The sequence below is a fragment of the Vibrio sp. 16 genome, assembly GCF_963681195.1.
GTDB classification, from domain to species: domain Bacteria; phylum Pseudomonadota; class Gammaproteobacteria; order Enterobacterales; family Vibrionaceae; genus Vibrio; species Vibrio sinaloensis_D.
In genome coordinates this window covers 2,131,774-2,149,616 of record NZ_OY808997.1, presented here as the reverse complement: position 1 = coordinate 2,149,616, position 17,843 = coordinate 2,131,774, and the positions used below count along the sequence as shown (strand labels likewise).

Annotated in this window: 16 protein-coding genes, 1 pseudogene and 1 riboswitch; of the genes and pseudogenes, 7 read left to right on the top strand and 10 right to left on the bottom strand. The window is 47.3% G+C overall.

Annotated features, from left to right (window positions below):
- Positions 1–12: 12 nt before the first annotated feature.
- The 7 genes from U9J37_RS09705 to U9J37_RS09675 form a co-directional block, all read right to left on the bottom strand.
- Positions 13–909 (bottom strand): TIGR03899 family protein, encoded by an 897-nt coding sequence (locus tag U9J37_RS09705; RefSeq protein ID WP_005472681.1) that lies wholly within the window; start codon positions 907–909, stop codon positions 13–15.
- A gap of 294 nt (positions 910–1,203) precedes the next feature.
- Positions 1,204–1,698, bottom strand: a complete 495-nt coding sequence (locus U9J37_RS09700; RefSeq protein ID WP_005472748.1) for a DUF3299 domain-containing protein — start codon at positions 1,696–1,698, stop codon at positions 1,204–1,206.
- 4 nt (positions 1,699–1,702) lie between these two features.
- Entirely contained in the window at positions 1,703–2,962 is a 1,260-nt protein-coding gene (locus tag U9J37_RS09695) for an ABC transporter permease (protein ID WP_005472767.1), read from the bottom strand.
- Positions 2,959–3,666 (bottom strand): ABC transporter ATP-binding protein, encoded by a 708-nt coding sequence (locus U9J37_RS09690; protein WP_043887026.1) that lies wholly within the window; start codon positions 3,664–3,666, stop codon positions 2,959–2,961. Before U9J37_RS09690 ends, U9J37_RS09695 begins: the two co-directional genes overlap by 4 nt.
- Before the next feature lie 55 nt (positions 3,667–3,721).
- Entirely contained in the window at positions 3,722–4,450 is a 729-nt protein-coding gene (gene zrgA, locus U9J37_RS09685; protein ID WP_005472724.1) for a zinc uptake protein ZrgA, read from the bottom strand.
- 97 nt (positions 4,451–4,547) lie between these two features.
- A complete protein-coding gene (locus U9J37_RS09680; RefSeq protein ID WP_232280826.1) occupies positions 4,548–4,844 on the bottom strand; it encodes a DUF2607 family protein in 297 nt (98 codons plus the stop codon).
- A gap of 72 nt (positions 4,845–4,916) precedes the next feature.
- Positions 4,917–5,468: a YtfJ family protein gene (locus U9J37_RS09675; protein WP_005472683.1), complete on the bottom strand. Its 552-nt coding sequence runs from the start codon at positions 5,466–5,468 to the stop codon at positions 4,917–4,919.
- Between the two features lie 200 nt (positions 5,469–5,668).
- On the opposite strand from U9J37_RS09675, the gene U9J37_RS09670 reads away from it, so the two are divergent.
- Positions 5,669–5,869, top strand: coding sequence for a DUF1107 family protein (locus U9J37_RS09670; RefSeq protein WP_005472658.1), 201 nt, complete (start codon positions 5,669–5,671; stop codon positions 5,867–5,869).
- 37 nt (positions 5,870–5,906) lie between these two features.
- Here the strand turns inward: U9J37_RS09670 and msrA are convergent, their stop codons facing one another.
- A complete protein-coding gene (gene msrA / locus U9J37_RS09665) occupies positions 5,907–6,536 on the bottom strand; it encodes a peptide-methionine (S)-S-oxide reductase MsrA (protein WP_005472781.1) in 630 nt (209 codons plus the stop codon).
- Positions 6,537–6,654: 118 nt separating this feature from the next.
- Here msrA and U9J37_RS09660 point away from each other — a divergent pair.
- The 3 genes and pseudogenes from U9J37_RS09660 (at position 6,655) to U9J37_RS09650 (ending at position 12,493) form a co-directional block, all read left to right on the top strand.
- Positions 6,655–8,368, top strand: a pseudogene (locus U9J37_RS09660) (autotransporter assembly complex protein TamA).
- A complete protein-coding gene (locus U9J37_RS09655; RefSeq protein ID WP_005472706.1) occupies positions 8,365–12,114 on the top strand; it encodes an autotransporter assembly complex protein TamB in 3,750 nt (1,249 codons plus the stop codon). The pseudogene U9J37_RS09660 and the gene U9J37_RS09655 overlap by 4 nt, the downstream one beginning before the upstream one ends.
- Before the next feature lie 31 nt (positions 12,115–12,145).
- Entirely contained in the window at positions 12,146–12,493 is a 348-nt protein-coding gene (locus U9J37_RS09650) for a gamma-glutamylcyclotransferase family protein (protein WP_005472696.1), read from the top strand.
- A 70-nt stretch (positions 12,494–12,563) separates the two neighbouring features.
- Here U9J37_RS09650 and ppa read toward each other — a convergent pair whose 3' ends face one another.
- Together ppa and fbp are read right to left on the bottom strand one after the other, a co-directional pair.
- Positions 12,564–13,091, bottom strand: a complete 528-nt coding sequence (ppa, locus tag U9J37_RS09645; protein ID WP_005472667.1) for an inorganic diphosphatase — start codon at positions 13,089–13,091, stop codon at positions 12,564–12,566.
- Positions 13,092–13,255: 164 nt separating this feature from the next.
- The gene (gene fbp / locus U9J37_RS09640) at positions 13,256–14,275 is read right to left on the bottom strand and encodes a class 1 fructose-bisphosphatase (protein WP_005472641.1); all 1,020 of its coding nucleotides are present in this window, start codon (positions 14,273–14,275) and stop codon (positions 13,256–13,258) included.
- A gap of 312 nt (positions 14,276–14,587) precedes the next feature.
- Between fbp and mpl the strand changes: the two genes are divergently transcribed.
- From mpl to thiB, 3 genes are all read left to right on the top strand, one after another.
- Positions 14,588–15,949 (top strand): UDP-N-acetylmuramate:L-alanyl-gamma-D-glutamyl-meso-diaminopimelate ligase, encoded by a 1,362-nt coding sequence (gene mpl / locus U9J37_RS09635; RefSeq protein ID WP_005472643.1) that lies wholly within the window; start codon positions 14,588–14,590, stop codon positions 15,947–15,949.
- 18 nt (positions 15,950–15,967) lie between these two features.
- Positions 15,968–16,591: a flavin prenyltransferase UbiX gene (locus tag U9J37_RS09630; RefSeq protein ID WP_005472692.1), complete on the top strand. Its 624-nt coding sequence runs from the start codon at positions 15,968–15,970 to the stop codon at positions 16,589–16,591.
- Positions 16,592–16,643: 52 nt separating this feature from the next.
- A riboswitch (TPP riboswitch) is annotated at positions 16,644–16,775 on the top strand.
- Positions 16,776–16,832: 57 nt separating this feature from the next.
- The gene (thiB, locus tag U9J37_RS09625; RefSeq protein WP_005472657.1) at positions 16,833–17,840 is read left to right on the top strand and encodes a thiamine ABC transporter substrate binding subunit; all 1,008 of its coding nucleotides are present in this window, start codon (positions 16,833–16,835) and stop codon (positions 17,838–17,840) included.
- Positions 17,841–17,843: the final 3 nt, after the last annotated feature.

Genomic DNA, 17,843 nt, shown 5'->3' with positions numbered 1-17,843 from the left:
TAGCGGTTGTTGTTACACAGTGGTATCGACGCTAGGCTGTGCATCGGTGCTGGCGGTAAATTTCTGTCCTAACAGGGCGACCATTTGATCGTAGTACTGCATATTGGGTTTGTTACCTAACAGCTTGCAGAGTTCATTGCCCGTTGGGCTAAAACGGTAGTAAAGCAATCTTACGCCTTTACTGTGCGCTTGGAGAGAGAGCTGTTTCCCTTGGTAGAGCAAAGGTAGAGGAGAATCCAATTCGATTTCGCCTGATTCCAGTTCGGTGCCATGCATCAGCCCCAATTCAAATAACACCAGCAGACTTGAATACGGCAACTGGTAGTTGCCAACATTAATGTTGTTGGTGGTATTGCGTTTACCAAAGCTAAAAATCCCACCTTGAGCGCGATAGCCAACCAGAAGTTTGCGGCTATTATCCCCACCAAAACTGCAGGCCAGTGATGCTGCGCGCTGTAGGATTTGCGCTTCTTTTGGTGTCATATCTTGTAGGACTTTTAACGCCTTCATCGAGGTAGAACCAGGATTCGTTACCTCTCGTTTGAGTACCTGAGCCCATAAACGTTGCATGGCACTGTTGTGAACTTCTTGTGCCATATCGAAAAAACGATACAGCCAATCCTGATCTGGGGCTCCTGCGGTTTCGTCTTTGCAAGAAACGTGGGCGAGCTTCAGGATTTGTTCGAGATTTTTTTGGCGTAATTCTTTGCGTTTGCGTTCTCGGATGAGCGCACGCTCTAAGGTGTTTTTTTCGGGTGTTTCTGGCTGAAGGAGAGCGTCTAAACCGTAAGTCTCGGCGATGTTAAAGATACGACTCGCACTGTCTTTGATGTAGTTAGACTTTTTTTCTTGTCGATTGGATTGAGTGGGCTCGTGATCTATAACGACGGGTTGGTTGCTCTCTGACATGGGATTTCCTTAGCCATCATAATGTTATCTATAAATGTACCTCGGATAACCATGGGCTGCCACAGAAAGTGTGTGAGACGGGTGTCAAAAATAGTGCTACCACACATGCTAACAAATTGTTAAAATCTGGTTGGTAATTATTGAGAGGGTTTATGAAGTATTTCAATGAGAATAAACTGAAAAAACACCTGTCAATCGCACTATTATTATTGGTTTACCTAGCGGTGCTAGGTTATCTTTCTCAATACCTTTCTTAATATAGGCGATTAACAGGTTGCGCACTTGTTAATTTGCTTAGTAGTCGTCGTACTCTTCGATGGCTATTCCTTCAATCACATAGCCTGTTTCTGCGAGTTCATGACTGACGGTTTCCGTTTTTAAGGTTCCGACTAAATAAATCACATCCCAAAGTTGCTGGATTGGTGCTCCTTTTGGGAATTTGACGTAGATGATTTGGTTTGGTGGCGGTGGTGGTACGTGAATACACGCCCCAAAGTAAGGAACCAATAAGAACTCTGTCACCATATTGGCGTCCCCTTCCAATGGAATCACAAAGCCTGGTATTTTGACTTTGCTTCCGTTGAGCTCTTGTCTGACCGAGCCCACTTTTGATTGCTCCATTGCGCCACCTGAGTGGTCGGCGGCGGGCATTCCATAGCTGTCAAATTGATTGCGTTCATTCTGAGGAATGAGATCAATCCAATCTAGTGTCAAGATGTCTTCTTGGTTGGCGAAACTTGGTAAGCTGAAGCTCAGCATTGCCAATGCCATTAATATTACTTTCTTCATTTCTCTATACTCGTATTGTCATACCGTCGCTCAGAGACTGTCGGTAAGCTCTTAACGCAGGGATAAAACCGATGACTGTGCCAGCACATTGAACCATGGCAAGCAGCACTAACTCATAGTGTGATAAGGTCATCAATGAAAGGGTGATACCGTACGTTTGTTGAATGATTGGCGCTGCAATCGCTAACAAGGCGTAAAGACCAAGCGTGCCGATAATAATCCCGATAAAGGTGAGTGCGCTTGCTTCTAAGATAAGCAGGGCAAACACATGTCTTGGCCTTGCCCCCATTGCGCGCAAGATTGCCATTTCGCGGCGTCGCTCTTGTAGGCTAGTCAGCAAGCTCGAGAGCATCCCAAGCAAACCCGCAAAAACGACAAACACTGAGACCGCCATCAGCGCTTGTTCAGCCACCGACATCATGCCCCATAACTCATGAAGTGCGACCCCTGGCAAGATGGCACTGAGAGGCTCTTTGTTGTAGGTGTTGATTTGACGCTGGAGAGCGAAGGTTTGAATCTTTGACTTGAGACCAAGCAGCATGGCGGTAATCTGCTTAGGTTTAAAGTCCATCGCTGCCAGTTGCTCTGCTGTCGGGTTATTGCCAAGGTTTGCGCCAGACTCCCAGCCGACATGAATTGCTTCAATCGCTTCCAAGGAGACGTGAACGGTTTTATCGACAGGGGTTCCTGTTGGCGCGAGAATGCCAACCACTTTAAAAGGCAAGTTGTCGTGGCGACTAAAGCCAACATCGCTTATGCCATGCGCAATGATGATCTCTGTACCAATGGTGTAACCCAGCTTTTTGGCCACATCTGCACCAATGACAGCTTCAAACAAGCGATTAAACTCGCTTCCTTCTTTGAACGCTAAATGTTGCTTCTGACCATAGCGATAGTGTTCAAAATAACTGTGGTTGGTGCCCATCACGCGGAAACCTTTATGAGAGTCACCAAGTGAGATAGGAATTGCCCAATCGACCGCTTTGTGTTGGCTAAATTCTTGATAGCTTTTCCAGTCAATATTATTGGTTGCATTACCAATTCGAAATACCGAGTAAAGTAACAGGTTCACTTGTCCTGAACGCCCGCCTACGATCAAATCGGTTCCCGAGATGGTATTGGCGAAGCTGCTTTTTGCTTCTGTGCGAATACGCTCAACCCCAAGCAGCAGGATCACAGAAATCGCGACGGTTAAAATGGTTAGGATTGCCGTTACCTTGCGGTTGCGAGCACTTTTCCAAGCGAGGGACAGGGTAGGGCTCATACGTGGCCTCCTATTTGATTCAACTCGCGGAGATCGAGACTGCGGTCAAACAATGGCTCCAATGTTGGGTCGTGGCTGACAAACAGTAAGGTTGAGTTCGCTTGGTTCACTTGATCAAGCAGCAGCTCGATGAAAGCAGTTCGATTATCGTAGTCAAGAGAGGAGGTTGGTTCATCGGCGATGATAATTTCAGGGTTACCGATTAAGGCGCGTGCTGCCGCGACACGTTGCTGTTGACCAATACTCAATTCAACGACGGATTTATTACGCAGCGATTGGTCGAGGTGCAGTTTATCGAGGAGCTGCTCAGCACTGCGTTGCAAATCACCGAATACTTGCCCTTTCCGCTGCCTTGAAAACTGGCAAGGGAGGATGACGTTTTCGATGACACTCAAATAAGGAAGTAGATTAAATTGCTGAAAAATATAACCAATGTGGTCAGCTCTAAATTTATCTCTCATGCTGCCTGACAGTTGACCAAGGTCGTTATCAAGCACTTTTACACTGCCTTCAGGTGTCGTGTTGATGCCAGTAAGTAGGCTGAGTAAGGTTGATTTGCCACATCCGCTTGGGCCTTTGATAAACAGATGTTCGCCCTGATTTATCGTTAAGTGGGGAATATCTAGAGTTGGAGAGTCATTTCCAGGCCAAGTGTAGCGCACATGTTCCAGCTTTATGATGGCTGGATCTTTTATTGTATCCATCATGCTTTCCAAGTATGGCGTCAGTGGCTTGACCGATGCCAAGCCACTGTAAACCTTATAGAGAGATCTCTGTACGTTTAGGTTGTAGGCGAAGCGCTTCTTGCTTGGTGTCAGTCAATACGTTGACTTTCAACGCTTCTGTTGCTGGGAATTGTTTAAACCAAGCCGTGTCTATGGCTTCAAGCTTGGTGATATTGTCGCAGTGGTAGTGGTACTCCACTGTGAACTCACCATGTCCCGAATGCTCGTGGTCATGATCATGATGATCGTCGTGCTTGTGCTCGTCGTGGTCATGATGGTCGTCATGCTTGTGTTCATCGTGGTCATGATCGTGATGGTCATCGTGCTTGTGCTCATCGTGGTCATGATCGTGATGGTCGTCGTGCTTGTGCTCGTCGTGGTCATGATCATGATGGTCATCATGCTTGTGTTCATCATGGTCGTGATGATCACTCTCTTTACCCAATGTATGAGTCACGGCAACATGTTCAACGTGACAGCCAGCCGCCGCGCTTAATGTAAATACGGAGTTTGCTTGATTAAGTGTTGCTACAGCATCGGCTAGGATTTTCTTCTGCTCGTCATTTTTTGGAGCATGCTCAAAACCAACTACGTCGGCACCGGGTGCAGTGATTTCCATCAGTAGCTCTTTCCCGTCTTGGGCAATGTTTAGCTCAACTTCGCCATGAACATGCGCTTCATGTTGACGAAATCCTTCTTCAGCGATCGCAACGTGGCTAACAGTAACAGCGATGAGCGCGGCAATTGGTGATAATTTGTACATTTTCAATCCTAAGTGTCGTTGCGCCTATTCCAGAATTATTATGGCTCTGGATATTGGCATAGTAATAAAGATTGCTCCCTATCTGAGAGCTGAGTAACTAAACGAGGGATTGAGTAGGTGGTGAACGCGCTCGATAGACGACAATCGAAGGTGCTTGATATTGATAACTTGGCTGTCGTTCAAAGCGATCGGGAAGTGATACGTTTTCTGTTTTTAGATCCGCACTGCTTATCGCGTGATGAACAGATGAAAACAGCTCACAATGATGCTCTTGATGATGGGAAGGGGCGAGATCGTATTGGTGCTGAATAAACGCAAAGTTCATCCACAGCAGCATGACGCCAAAGAGCGCGATAGCAGGAGATGGTAGTGAAATCTTGCGAGATGTAAGCACAACAACAGACCGAGAAAAAAGGAACTGTTATACTATAACAATTCCTTATACAACGCTAAATCCAATTTGTGATTAGATGTTATCTTTGATGAGTCCAAGTACTTGTTGGATATCGGAATCACTTAAAGCGCCTTCTTTTACAAACAGCACTTTTCCTTGTTTATCTTGAACGATGATCGCCGAGGACTCTTCCGCCAATTGCCATGTCTTGGCTACGTTACCTTCCTCATCTAATACCATAGACGACCATGGGAATTCCTTCTTGCTGTCTTCTGCTGATGATTTAACGAAAGAGCCGGTGCCCCAAATGGCATCATCTTGGTTGATGATGGACGTGGTTTGGTAGCTCTCAGAGGGAAACTTTGCTGCGGTAATTGCCGCCATAAGTGGGGCATTCATTTCTTTTGCGCTGCTGCGTCCTGCAATAGCTTGAATGACACGGACTTTGCCGACCAGATCTTGGCTTGTCCATGTTTGGTAGCTTGCGTCATCACCTTGAATGATAATTTCACCATGGCTATCGACATTGACTGCCGGAACGGTTTGGCCAAGTGTGATGTTGTGTGCCATCGCCAGCATTGGAGAGCATGCGATCGCGAGAGCGAGTAGAGTTTTGTTTTTCATTGTTATCTTCCTTTTGGTAAGCGCAAAAAGTATATACCGAAATTTGAAAAAGTGTTGTGCTCGGCGTTGATGGAGTGAAATGGTCCAAACTTTTGTAAAAACCGTATTAATTCACCGAAAGTGCTTTATAATGGCCTGAGCTCTAAGGATAAGAGCTTAACTGCATAAAAGCAGTATCACGAAGGAATATTGGAGTGGTTATGCTACGTGAATTTACCCGTTATCGCCCGCATCAGGTGGCGCGATTCGTTAAGACACTGTTTAAAGGAAAGTTTGTTATCGCTGGTATTGGGGAGTTTTCGTTTGATAACGGCAAAGTGCTTCTGCCAGATGTGAATAACCCAGTCAAACTGGAAGCCTATAAACAGATCAACCAAGCCATTTTAGCGCTACCTGCATAAAAACCGCCCATTTCGATAGGCGGTTGTGTCGAGGTCTTTACTTTTCTGGAGGGAAGCAGACTCCGGTTCCCCCAAGCCCACAATAGCCGTTCGGATTTTTAGCCAGATATTGCTGGTGGTAGTTTTCTGCGTAGTAATAAGGACCTGCTGGTAGAATCTCAGTGGTAATTGGCGAATGCTGATCACCCAGTAACTCTTGGTAGCGTTGTTTTGACTGCATGGCGGTTTGATATTGCTCGTCGCTGTAAACGTAAATAGCTGAGCGGTATTGTGTGCCACGATCATTACCTTGGCGCATACCTTGAGTAGGGTCATGACGTTCCCAAAATGTCTCGAGTAACGCAGTGAGCGAGATCACTGTGGGATCAAATACAACACGTACCACCTCGGTGTGACCAGTTTGACCGCTACACACTTCTTCGTAAGTTGGATTCTTTGTGAAGCCACCAGCATAGCCAACCGAAGTATTGACCACGCCATCAAGTTGCCAAAACAAACGTTCAGCGCCCCAGAAACAGCCCATACCGAGAACAATTTTTTCGCAACCTTGCTCTGGCTCTGATGTCATACTGCTTTGATTGACGAAGTGAATGTCGTCAAGTGGCAGTGGCGTTTCGCGGCCAGGCAGTGCGTCTTGCGCGGAAATCATAGTTTGTTTGTCGAGCATCGTTATTTCCTTGTCGATTAAATTTATTAAACAGACCGACCAATTGACTGTTTTCATACAGACTTATCCATTTTCAGGCGGTATTATTCCCTAACCTGATATAGAAAGATAATTAAGCATGTTACGTAAACCTTTACCAGTTTTGATTGCGCTTCTTCTCTCTCCTACCGCATTGGCAAATGATGTGGATCTTACGATTGAGGGGTTGAAGGGATCGGTGAAAGACAATGTAGATGCTTACTTATCTTCAATCCCTGAAAAAGATTACGACACAAGTTTGCGCTTCCAGGCACGAGTAAAGCGAAACATTATCGAAGCACTCAGTGCCGTTGGTTATTACCATCCTACCTTTACTTTTGAAGTCTCTCCTGAGGGCGATGAGCTGATCGTTATTGTCGATCGCGGGCATTCGATACGTTTGACGGAAGTCGATATTCAAATCACTGGCGAAGCAAAAGATGATCCCGATTTCATTGCTCTGATCAAAAACAGCGGCCTGAAAAAAGGGGAGCGGCTAAACCACAGTTTGTATGATGGGTTGAAGTCTAAAATCCGCAATTTGGCGTTGCAGAAAGGCTATTTTGAAGGGGACTACACCTTAAGTCGCCTTGAGGTCGCTCCCGGAGTGCGCAAGGCGTTTGTGCGTCTCCATTTTGATAGCGGAATTCGTTACCACTTCGGGGGCGAGTACGATTACTGGCAGTCAAATTGAGCTCGAGCGTGTGCAATCTCTTTCGCCTTACGAAGAAGGGGATGAATACTTAGTGTCGCAAGTCGGAGAATATAACCAGAACTTGTCTAACACCGACTGGTTTTCGTCTGTGTTTGTTGAGCCTGATCTGTCTAAGCTCGGTGAAGGAAGAGAGCTGCCAATGAAGATCTCTCTCGCGCCGCAAGCTCGCAACAAACTCGAGACGGGTTTGGGGTACTCCACCGATGTGGGCGTGCGAGGATCGCTAAAGTGGAAAAAGCCTTGGGTGAACGATCGTGGCCACAGCTTCGACAGCAGTATCTCTCTTTCTAAGCCAGAGCAAACCATTACCGCAGGCTATCGTATTCCGCTAGATGACGTCTTGAAAGACTACTACCGCATTCAATATGGAATGAAGAACCTCGATAATCGAGACACAAAAAGTCTGGAATCCAACTTGGCTGTGGAGCGCCACTGGATTCTTGATAATGGCTGGCATAGAACGGTATTTGTTCGCTACTTGATCGAAAACTACGAGCAAGGTTTGCAAGATGATACCGCTCAATTTGTGTTGCCTGGTATTTCCTTCTCACGTAGCCGAATTCGAGGTGGGTCGATGCCGATGTGGGGAGACAGACAAAGTTTTACTCTTGAATATGGCGATCCAAGTGTCTTTTCTGAAACCAGAGTGGCACGTTTTCAAGGTGGCATGACATGGATACGCAGTGCAGGAAAGAACCATCGTGGCTTGTTCAGAATTGATGGCGGGGCAAACGTGGCGGAAGAGTTCGAGAAACTGTCGCCGTCACTTCGCTTCTTCGCGGGTGGTGACAACAACTTGCGTGGTTACGGATTTGAATCTATCTCTCCCCGAGATGAAAGTAATGCTCTGACCGGTGCGAAATACATGGTCACCACGTCATTAGAGTATCAATATCGTGTCTATGGCGATTGGTGGGGCGCTCTGTTTTATGACTACGGTGATGCGTTCAATGAATCACCTGAATTCAAACGAGGGACAGGTTTTGGTGTTCGCTGGGCATCACCAGTGGGACCGATTCGATTAGATTTTGCTTGGGGTCTTGATGAAGATCCAGATAAACGATTCAAAGTGCACTTTACCTTGGGGCCTGAACTATGACCAAAGTCGTATTAAAGTGGTCGAAATGGCTATCGTTTTCTCTGCTAGGATTCGTATTGACGCTAATCTTAGCCGTGAGTTTTTTGCTCTTTACGCAACCCGGTCTAGGTGCAGCGTTATGGGCGGCAGAGAAATTTGTTCCTCAGCTTAAAGTCGCCTCTTATCAGGGAGCTCTTTTCCCACATTTTACGTTAAAGCAAGTTGCATTTAATGATCCCGATTTGGGTGTGGACACCCAGATACGTTCGGTTACGCTGGCGATTAACCCAACCTGTTTTACAGAGCCGAGCGTCTGCATTGATGAGATAGCCATTGATGGCTTGACCTTTTCCAGGCCGGACAGCGCGCCATCAACCGAGCCAGAGCCGCAATCGACCGCAACTGGGAAAATCTCAACCCCGGTGCCGATTCGTATTTCTCGAATTGCATTGAGTGATATAACGCTAGATGTCCTTGGTAACAAAATTGACTGGCAACGTTTCTCGACTGGCCTGTTTTTTCAAGGCAATAAGCTGCGTTTAAACAAAACCCTGTTAAGTGGCATTAATGTAGAACTGGCCGAGTCAGAGGATCAGCCAGTCACACCGCCGCCTACACCCGCAGAACCCGCAACCATTGAATTGCCTGCAGTCGTGCTGCCATTGCAGATGGATATTGTGCGTATTGATATCCATGACTTTGAACTCAAGCAGGAAACGCCCGTTATTGTCCATCATTTAGGGTTGGAGGCTAAGGCATCGGCATCTCAAGTGACGATCTCAACGTTAGAGCTCGACATGCCTGAAGTCGAGGCTACCCTCAACAGTAAAATTACGTTGAATCAGGGATATCCGCTTAACTTGAACTTGCAAGCGACGGTGAAAGAAGAGACGGCAAAAGGTCAACACTTATCATTGTCTGCAAAAGGAAGCATCGCTGATCTTAGCTTGGATGCGTCACTGTCTGGTTTGGCAAGCGCAGATATTCAAGCCACATTGCAGCCATTGGAGCCGGATCTACCGTTCGATGTTGCCATCGAGAAAGGTAAGGTGCAGTGGCCATTACATGGACAAGGTGACTACTTTGTCGATCTTAAAACGTTAGAAACTCAAGGCTCATTAAAAGGCTATGATGTTAAGTTGGCGACCGTTATCCAAGGTAAAGATCTACCCGATCTTGATCTAAGCGTTGAAGGCTCCGGTAACTTAGAGCAGATAACGTTGCGTTCCATTCTACTTAAAACGCTCGGGGGCTCCATCTTTGGGGATGTCATGGCCAATTGGCAGCAACCAATCAATTGGGCGGCAAACCTCTCTCTCACTCATATCCAGCCTGGTTTGCAGTGGCAAGAAGCGGAAGGTGATATTAGCGGTTTAGTGTCAACAACGGGCTCTCTTACCGAAGCGGGTGGTTGGCAAGTGGCAGTGAGCCAGCTAGATATTGATGGCGTACTGCGTGACTACCCACTGAATATTGAAGGCACATTGAACGCCTCCGATATGAAAGGCAAAGGCGAGTTTAATATCGATACGCCTGGACTCGTGCTATCTCATGGCCCCAATAATATTCATGCAAAAGGTACGCTCAATGATACTTGGCGCATGGATTTATCACTCGATCTCCCGGAGCTGGCCAAGTCGGTCCCTGACTTAAAGGGCAAAGCGATTGGCGATGTAAGATTGCGCGGACCGCTCAAAGAGCCCGACGTTTCATTGGCGTTAGATATTGATTCCGTTGATTGGCAACAGCAAGCGCAGGTGCAGCACATCACCCTGAAAGGTGAGATCACACCATTGCCAGCTCCGAGTGGCGATTTGAGTTTGGTTGTGAAGAGTGCCAGTTATCAAGACTATGTGATTGATGATGTTGAGCTGCGTTTTAATGGTTCGCAGCAATCTCACCGTTTAACGTTGGACGTCATTTCAAATATTGCATCAACCAGTCTTGCCCTTGCTGGCACGTTAACGGACAAGCCGGATATCGCGTGGAATGGTGCGCTGGAGCGTATGCAGTTATCTAGCGAGCAAGGTGAGTGGGCATTGGAAAAGTCGACGGAGATAGGCTTTGATATGGCGACTCAACGTGTCGCGGTGGCTGCGCATTGTTGGTTGCAAGCGGATTCATCACTTTGCTTAAACGACAATATTGACGTAGGTAAAGATGGTGAAGCAAGCCTAAGCCTGAAACAGTTTGATTTCACGCAGCTTGAGGGCTTTATCCCAGAGGGGACCTCATTAGAAGGTCAAGTTAACGCTCAGGTTTGGGCGAAGTGGCGTGAAGGACAATCACCAGAGGTTAACGCGTCGGTCGAGCTTCCTGAGGGGGGCGTAACCCAAGATCTTGAAGTGCCACTGACGATCGGTTGGGAAACAATCAAGCTCAATGCCACGCTCAAACAAGATCGCTTGCAGGCTGATTGGCTGATTGATATTACCGACAACGGTGATGTTTCTGGCCAAGCGATGATTCCTAATGTCGCTGTGGATGACAAGCAGCTTGATGGCAAGTTGATCTTAACGACCTTTGATTTGGATTTTCTTTCGCCGTTGCTTGGTCAATACAGCCAGTTGAAATCGAGCATCAGTACCGATCTCGCATTCACTGGGCCGCTATTGCAACCCAAGGTCGAAGGGCAATTCCTCGTTGACGATATTCTCCTCCAAGGCGAAATCTCTCCAGTTCAGATTGATTCGGGAGAGTTGAAAGTCAACTTTAACGGGTATCAAGCGACTTTAACGTCGGCGCTGAATACGCCAGATGGCACATTGCAATTAACGGGTGATGCTGATTGGCTCGATCTGCAAGACTGGCGCAGTCATTTACGTGTTTTTGCGACCGAATTGAAAGTTGATGTACCGCCTATGGTTGCGATCAAGGTGGTGCCAGATATGACGATTTCTGCGTCCCCTAAATACGCCAAGATTGAAGGTGACATTGCGCTGCCTTGGGGGCGTATCGTAGTTGAAGAGCTGCCACCAAGTGCGATAGGTGTGTCTAAGGATCAAGTTATTCTTAACAATGACTTACAACCGGAAAATATCAACTCGAGTATTCCGTTTGCGGTGGAAACGGACATCAACATTTCCATTGGCGATGACTTTAAGTTATCGGCGTTTGGCCTTGAGGGCGGCTTGATAGGCAAACTTAATGTCGCGCAGCGAGATAAGGGGCCGTTTATCACTGGCGAAGTCAACATCGTTGAGGGTTCGTACCGTTCGTTTGGTCAAGACTTGATAATCGAGCAAGGTAAGATCTTGATGAATGGACCCGTCGATCAACCTTATGTTCAAATTAAGGCGATTCGCAATCCGGACAATACCCGAGATGATGTTACCGCAGGGGTCAAAGTGACGGGGCCTGCGACTGAACCGGTCGTGACGATTTTCTCTGATCCCGCGATGCCACAAGCCAACGCGCTGTCCTATTTGCTGCGAGGGCAGGACATTGATGGCGAATCAGGTGGCAACGCCATGACAACCACTTTAATTGGTTTGAGCCTTGCTCAGAGTGGTCGTGTCGTCGGTGAGATTGGTGAAGCGTTTGGTGTGCAGGACCTTCAACTTGATACGGCAGGCTCGGGTGAGGACTCGCAGGTGACGGTTAGTGGGTATGTATTACCTGGGTTACAGGTCAAATATGGCGTTGGCATCTTTGATTCTGTTGGCGAATTTACGGTACGTTATCGACTGATGAAAGATCTCTATGTCGAGGCTGTAACAGGGGTCAGTAGCGCGGTCGACTTGCTTTATCAGTTTGAGTTCGACTAGATTTGAAAGATAGCTAAGTTAGGGACAGACAATGCAACACTTATTATTTGTTTACGGTACCTTGCGCAAAGGTCAAAGCAATCAAAGCTTCTTAGATTCGGCGGAGTTTCTTGGCCAACATGAAACTTTGCCAGAGTATGCATTGTATGACTTGGGGGCTTACCCAGCGGTCACAGCAGGGCACAGCTCAATCGTTGGTGAGGTATACCTTATTGATGACGACACCTTGGCTAAAATTGATGTGCTTGAAGATGTGCCGGTTGAGTACCGCCGTGAGCAAATAGACACGCCATTTGGTCGCGCTTGGATCTACCTCTATCAAGATACCAGCCAGTTGGATAGCTTGTTGGCTTCAGGGGACTGGTGCCAACGCATCTAGATGTGTCTGGGAGTGTTGACGCAAAAAGAAAAAGTCCGCTATGTGCGGACTTTTTTGTGTTTTGAGGGCGCTATTTTTGCGCTCTTTCGTAAGATTCTAAAATTTCTTGGCGAGCGGCAGCGACGTCTTCCCAACCATCGACTTTCACCCACTTGCCTGATTCAAGCTCTTTATAACGCTCAAAGAAGTGCATGATTTGCGCTTTAAGTAGCTCAGGAATATCGCCCACATCTTGAATGTGGTCGTACTCTTTTGACAGTTTGGAGTGTGGCACGGCGACGACTTTAGCGTCTTCTCCTGATTCATCGGTCATTTTCAAAACGCCGACTGGACGACAGCGAATCACTGAACCTGGCATCAGCGGGTGCGGTGTTGGTACGAGTACGTCTACCGGATCACCATCGAGTGATAGCGTGTGGTTTACGTAACCGTAGTTACATGGGTAGAACATCGGGGCAGACATGAATCGGTCGACAAATACCGCGCCAGAATCCTTGTCGACTTCGTATTTTATCGGATCAGCATTGGCGGGAATTTCAATCACAACATAGATGTCATCGGGTAGAGATTTGCCTGCTGGTACGTCGTTTAAGCTCATTGCTAAAGTTCCTTTTTGTCTAAGTATGGGCTGAAATTTAACCAAAATACCTTACTGCTAAACTCGGTTTTTTGTAAATATTTGCGGCGAGACTTTGCTCAAGAAAATCAGATTATTCATGTATGAATAAAGAAAAGGCGCTCGATGAGCGCCTTTGGAGAAGGTTATTGATCGTCGTCTCGATTGAGCTCGAGGAACTCCTCAACCTTTTTCACCATGTTCTTCGAGCCAACGAAAAACGGTACACGCTGGTGTAGTTCGGTAGGTTTGATGTCCATAATGCGATTCACGCCGTCTGATGCTACACCACCAGCTTGCTCGATGATGTAAGCCATTGGATTACATTCGTATAGTAAGCGCAGTTTGCCGCTTGGGTGACTTTGCGTGCTTGGGTAGAGGTAAATACCACCCTTGAGTAGATTGCGGTGGAAGTCCGCGACCAGCGAGCCGATGTAGCGCGACGTGTAAGGGCGCTTCTCGCTTGGCGCATTTTCTTGGCAGTACTTGATGTACTTTTTCACACCCATTGGGAAGCGAATGTAGTTTCCTTCGTTAATGGAGTAAATGGTGCCGTCTTCTGGGATCATCATGTTTTCATGTGACAAGCAGAATGTGCCAAGTGATGGGTCATAAGTGAAACCGTTAACTCCGTTACCAGTGGTGTATACCAACATGGTCGACGAGCCATAGATCACGTAACCAGCCGCAACCTGTTTGTGACCAGGTTGCAGGAAATCTTCTTCGGTTGGCGGAGTGCCAATCGGTGAAACACGACGGTAGATAGAGAAAATCGTACCCACTGAAACGTTCACGTCGATGTTTGACGAACCATCAAGAGGGTCCATCAGCACAACATATTTTGCGTTTTTGTTGAGTTCTTTATTAAACGCTACTGCTTCGTCTTCTTCTTCACTCGCAACACCACAAACTTGGTCGCGTGCTTCTAGCGCTGCTTTAAACTTCTCGTTGGCGTAGACATCGAGCTTTTGCTGATCTTCACCTTGGACATTTTCTGTCCCGACTGCACCTGTAATGTCACCAAGGCCTGCGGCGTTGATTTCACGGTTTACAATTTTTGCAGCAAGGCGAATTGAAGAAAGTAGGGATGATAGATCACCGCTAGCGTGGGGGAAGTCCGCTTGCTTTTCAACAATGAACTCGCCAAGGGTGCGCATTCCAGACATGGTTATTCCTTAAAAGTCGCTTCTAAATAGTGGGGGATGTGGCATGGATGATCTCTATTTGGATCGTTTCGAAATGCCTGAGCTAAGTGTAAGAGCAGGATCTTTTTATTGGTAATGAACTAACTGCTTGAGATCTCAATTTATTTGTCGACTCTTTACTGTGTTTTCATGGCTCGTTTGGCTGGAATCAAGCTGTACACGGAGTGTGCGGTTGAGTAAGGCTTGTGTCATACAGTGATCAAAGTTGTTCGCTTTTTAAGGCTTTATCGCCATAATGAGTCCACTATTATTTGCCTGAAACAGGGTCAGTTTATGCATATTCATATCTTGGGGATTTGCGGCACATTTATGGGTGGTGCTGCAGTGTTAGCTCGTCAACTTGGTCATAAAGTAACGGGGAGCGATGCCAACGTTTACCCGCCGATGAGCACTCTACTTGAATCTCAAGGTATTGAAATTATAGAAGGATTTGACCCTTCCCAGCTTGAACCTGCGCCAGACCTTGTGGTGATAGGTAATGCGATGAGTCGCGGCAACCCATGTGTCGAGCACGTACTAAATACTAATCTGCGTTACACCTCTGGACCGCAATGGCTACAAGAGTTTTTGTTGCACGATCGCTGGGTTCTAGCGGTCTCAGGCACGCACGGTAAAACCACTACATCAAGTATGCTAGCTTGGATCTTGGAAGCCTGCGGTTACCAGCCTGGATTCTTAGTTGGTGGCGTACTCGGCAATTTTGGCGTTTCTGCTCGATTGGGCGAAAGTATGTTTTTTGTTGTGGAAGCAGATGAATATGACAGTGCTTTTTTCGATAAGCGTTCTAAGTTTGTCCACTACCACCCGCGCACGTTAGTGATGAATAATCTAGAGTTCGATCACGCAGATATTTTTGATGATCTTGAAGCGATTAAGCGTCAATTTCACCATTTAGTACGAACTGTGCCGGGCAATGGCCGTATCTTTGCTCCGAAACAAGATAAGGCTTTAGCCGATGTGCTCGAGCGTGGCTGCTGGAGCGAAACGGAGTCCAGTGGCGAGCAGGGTGACTGGCAAGCAGAAAAAGTGGTGAATGATGGTTCTCACTTCAAGGTTTTCTTCCAAGGCAACCAAGTTGGGGAAGTGCGTTGGAGTTTGGTGGGCGATCATAATGTCGACAACGCTCTTATGGCTATTGCAGCAGCAAGGCACGTCGGTGTAACGCCAGATCTTGCTTGTGACGCGCTCGGAAAGTTCATCAATACGAAGCGACGTCTGGAATGTAAGGGAGAAATCGCAGGCGTGACGGTTTACGATGACTTTGCCCATCATCCAACGGCGATTGAACTCACTTTGGGTGGCTTACGTAACAAGGTAGGTCCACGTCGAATTCTTGCCGTACTTGAGCCACGCAGTGCAACCATGAAGCGCGGTGTCCATAAAGAGACACTGGCTGCATCTTTGCGCGCCGCTGATTCTGTATTCCTCTATCAGCCTGACTCCATTGATTGGTCTGTGGAGGATGTGGCACAGCAATGCACTCAACCCGCTTGGACATCTAAAGATGTCGATGCGCTTGTCGAGATGATAGTTGCTGAGGCTCAGACCGGCGATCAGATTCTGGTGATGAGTAACGGTGGCTTTGAAGGCATTCACGGTAAATTACTCGACCAATTGGCGAACAAAGCAAATTAGCAAAGAAGTATGCATTCAATGAACAATAAACAGAAAGCGATCACATTGGCCTTCACGGGGGCATCTGGTGCGCCTTATGGGCTGCGCCTGCTAGAGTGCTTGATCGCTGCCGACTACCAAGTTTTTCTTTTGATCTCCTCAGCTGCCCGCGTTGTGTTAGCCACAGAGCACGGCCTAAAGTTGTCTGCAAACCCTGAGTCGGCCAAGCAAGCGTTGGTCGAACACCTAAAGTGTGACGCTGACAAACTGATTGTCTGTGGTAAGGACGATTGGTTCTCTCCGGTGGCGTCGGGCTCTGCGGCGCCGAAGCAGATGGTGGTTTGCCCTTGCTCTGCAGGCAGTGTGGCAGCGATCGCCCACGGCATGTCTGATAATCTGATTGAACGCGCAGCCGATGTGGTGATGAAGGAGCGCGGTCAACTATTGTTGGTTGTTCGTGAAACCCCGTTCTCGACGTTACACCTTGAGAATATGCACAAATTGTCCCAAATGGGCGTTACGATCATGCCAGCGGCGCCCGGTTTTTATCATCAGCCCAAGTCGATTGAGGATTTGATCGATTTTATGGTCGCTCGTATTTTGGATCATCTGGGTGTGGAACAAGGTTTGGTTCCTCGCTGGGGATATGATCACCGAGATTGATGGTGAGAGGAACGACTCTAGCTATTGAGTCTCATAACTATTACAATCAAGCCGATACTCATCGGGGAGCTATTCATTGAGTCAATGAAGCTGAGATCGAACCCTTACCATGTAGCGGTAAGTGTGCGGGACCCGTAGACCTGAACCAGATAATGCTGGCGTAGGAATTGAGTTAGGACATGCTGATTTTCATTTCAATTGTCCCTCAAACCTGTGCCGCTCAACAAGGAGAGAGCGAGCAGTGAAAACCACTCTGAGCACCATTTCATTCAGCGCAGTTGCGTTGGCCACACTATCTTCATTTTCCGTTACCGCCGCAGAAAAAGCGCTGACGGTTTACACTTATGACTCTTTCGCAGCCGATTGGGGCCCAGGTCCTAAAGTCGAAAAAGCTTTTGAAGCTCAATGCGGTTGTGACGTGAACTTTGTCGCGCTAGACGACGGTGTCTCTATCCTTAACCGCCTACGTCTAGAAGGGGAGAACAGCAAAGCTGACATCGTTCTTGGTTTAGACAACAACTTGATGGCGGAAGCAAAAAAGACAGGCCTACTCGCTGAGCACAGTGTCGATACGACTTCAGTGACACTGCCAAATGGTTGGAACGATAGCACTTTTGTCCCTTACGATTACGGCTATTTTGCGTTTGTCTACAACAAAGAAAAACTCGCGAATCCACCAAAAAGCCTCAAAGAGTTGGTGGATTCTCGTGATGACTTAAAGGTGATTTATCAAGACCCGCGTACCTCAACACCGGGTCAAGGTCTGATGTTGTGGATGAAGTCGGTGTATGGTGATGAAGCGACTCAAGCATGGCAAAATCTTGCGAAGAAGACCGTCACTGTGACTAAGGGATGGTCAGAAGCGTACTCCATGTTCTTAGAAGGGGAGTCTGATTTGGTTCTCTCTTACACCACCTCACCTGCGTATCACTTGATCGCTGAAGGGGATGCGAAGTTTGCTGCAGCCGATTTTGCGGAAGGTCACTACACGCAAGTTGAAGTGGCAGCAAAGGTGAAAGGATCGAATAATCAGGCTCTTGCAGATCAATTTATGGCATTCATTCTCAGTGATGAGTTCCAATCTGTGATGCCAACGGGTAACTGGATGTACCCAGTAACAAGCGTAGAGTTACCACAAGGATTTGAAACCTTGACTGTGCCAAACAAGGCATTGAGCTTCAGTGCGGATAAAGTTGCGGAAAACCGTAAAACTTGGATCCGTGAATGGCAAAGTGCGCTGACGTTCTAAGGG

What these genes read in the sequence shown, in the direction of transcription:
- U9J37_RS09705 (WP_005472681.1), bottom strand. Translation starts at nt 909, where the DNA reads ATGTCAGAGAGCAACCAACCCGTCGTTATAGATCACGAGCCCACTCAA.
- U9J37_RS09700 (WP_005472748.1), bottom strand. Translation starts at nt 1,698, where the DNA reads ATGAAGAAAGTAATATTAATGGCATTGGCAATGCTGAGCTTCAGCTTA.
- U9J37_RS09695 (WP_005472767.1), bottom strand. Translation starts at nt 2,962, where the DNA reads ATGAGCCCTACCCTGTCCCTCGCTTGGAAAAGTGCTCGCAACCGCAAG.
- U9J37_RS09690 (WP_043887026.1), bottom strand. Translation starts at nt 3,666, where the DNA reads ATGGATACAATAAAAGATCCAGCCATCATAAAGCTGGAACATGTGCGC.
- zrgA (WP_005472724.1), bottom strand. Translation starts at nt 4,450, where the DNA reads ATGTACAAATTATCACCAATTGCCGCGCTCATCGCTGTTACTGTTAGC.
- U9J37_RS09675 (WP_005472683.1), bottom strand. Translation starts at nt 5,468, where the DNA reads ATGAAAAACAAAACTCTACTCGCTCTCGCGATCGCATGCTCTCCAATG.
- U9J37_RS09670 (WP_005472658.1), top strand. Translation starts at nt 5,669, where the DNA reads ATGCTACGTGAATTTACCCGTTATCGCCCGCATCAGGTGGCGCGATTC.
- msrA (WP_005472781.1), bottom strand. Translation starts at nt 6,536, where the DNA reads ATGCTCGACAAACAAACTATGATTTCCGCGCAAGACGCACTGCCTGGC.
- U9J37_RS09655 (WP_005472706.1), top strand. Translation starts at nt 8,365, where the DNA reads ATGACCAAAGTCGTATTAAAGTGGTCGAAATGGCTATCGTTTTCTCTG.
- U9J37_RS09650 (WP_005472696.1), top strand. Translation starts at nt 12,146, where the DNA reads ATGCAACACTTATTATTTGTTTACGGTACCTTGCGCAAAGGTCAAAGC.
- ppa (WP_005472667.1), bottom strand. Translation starts at nt 13,091, where the DNA reads ATGAGCTTAAACGACGTACCAGCAGGCAAATCTCTACCCGATGACATC.
- fbp (WP_005472641.1), bottom strand. Translation starts at nt 14,275, where the DNA reads ATGTCTGGAATGCGCACCCTTGGCGAGTTCATTGTTGAAAAGCAAGCG.
- mpl (WP_005472643.1), top strand. Translation starts at nt 14,588, where the DNA reads ATGCATATTCATATCTTGGGGATTTGCGGCACATTTATGGGTGGTGCT.
- U9J37_RS09630 (WP_005472692.1), top strand. Translation starts at nt 15,968, where the DNA reads ATGAACAATAAACAGAAAGCGATCACATTGGCCTTCACGGGGGCATCT.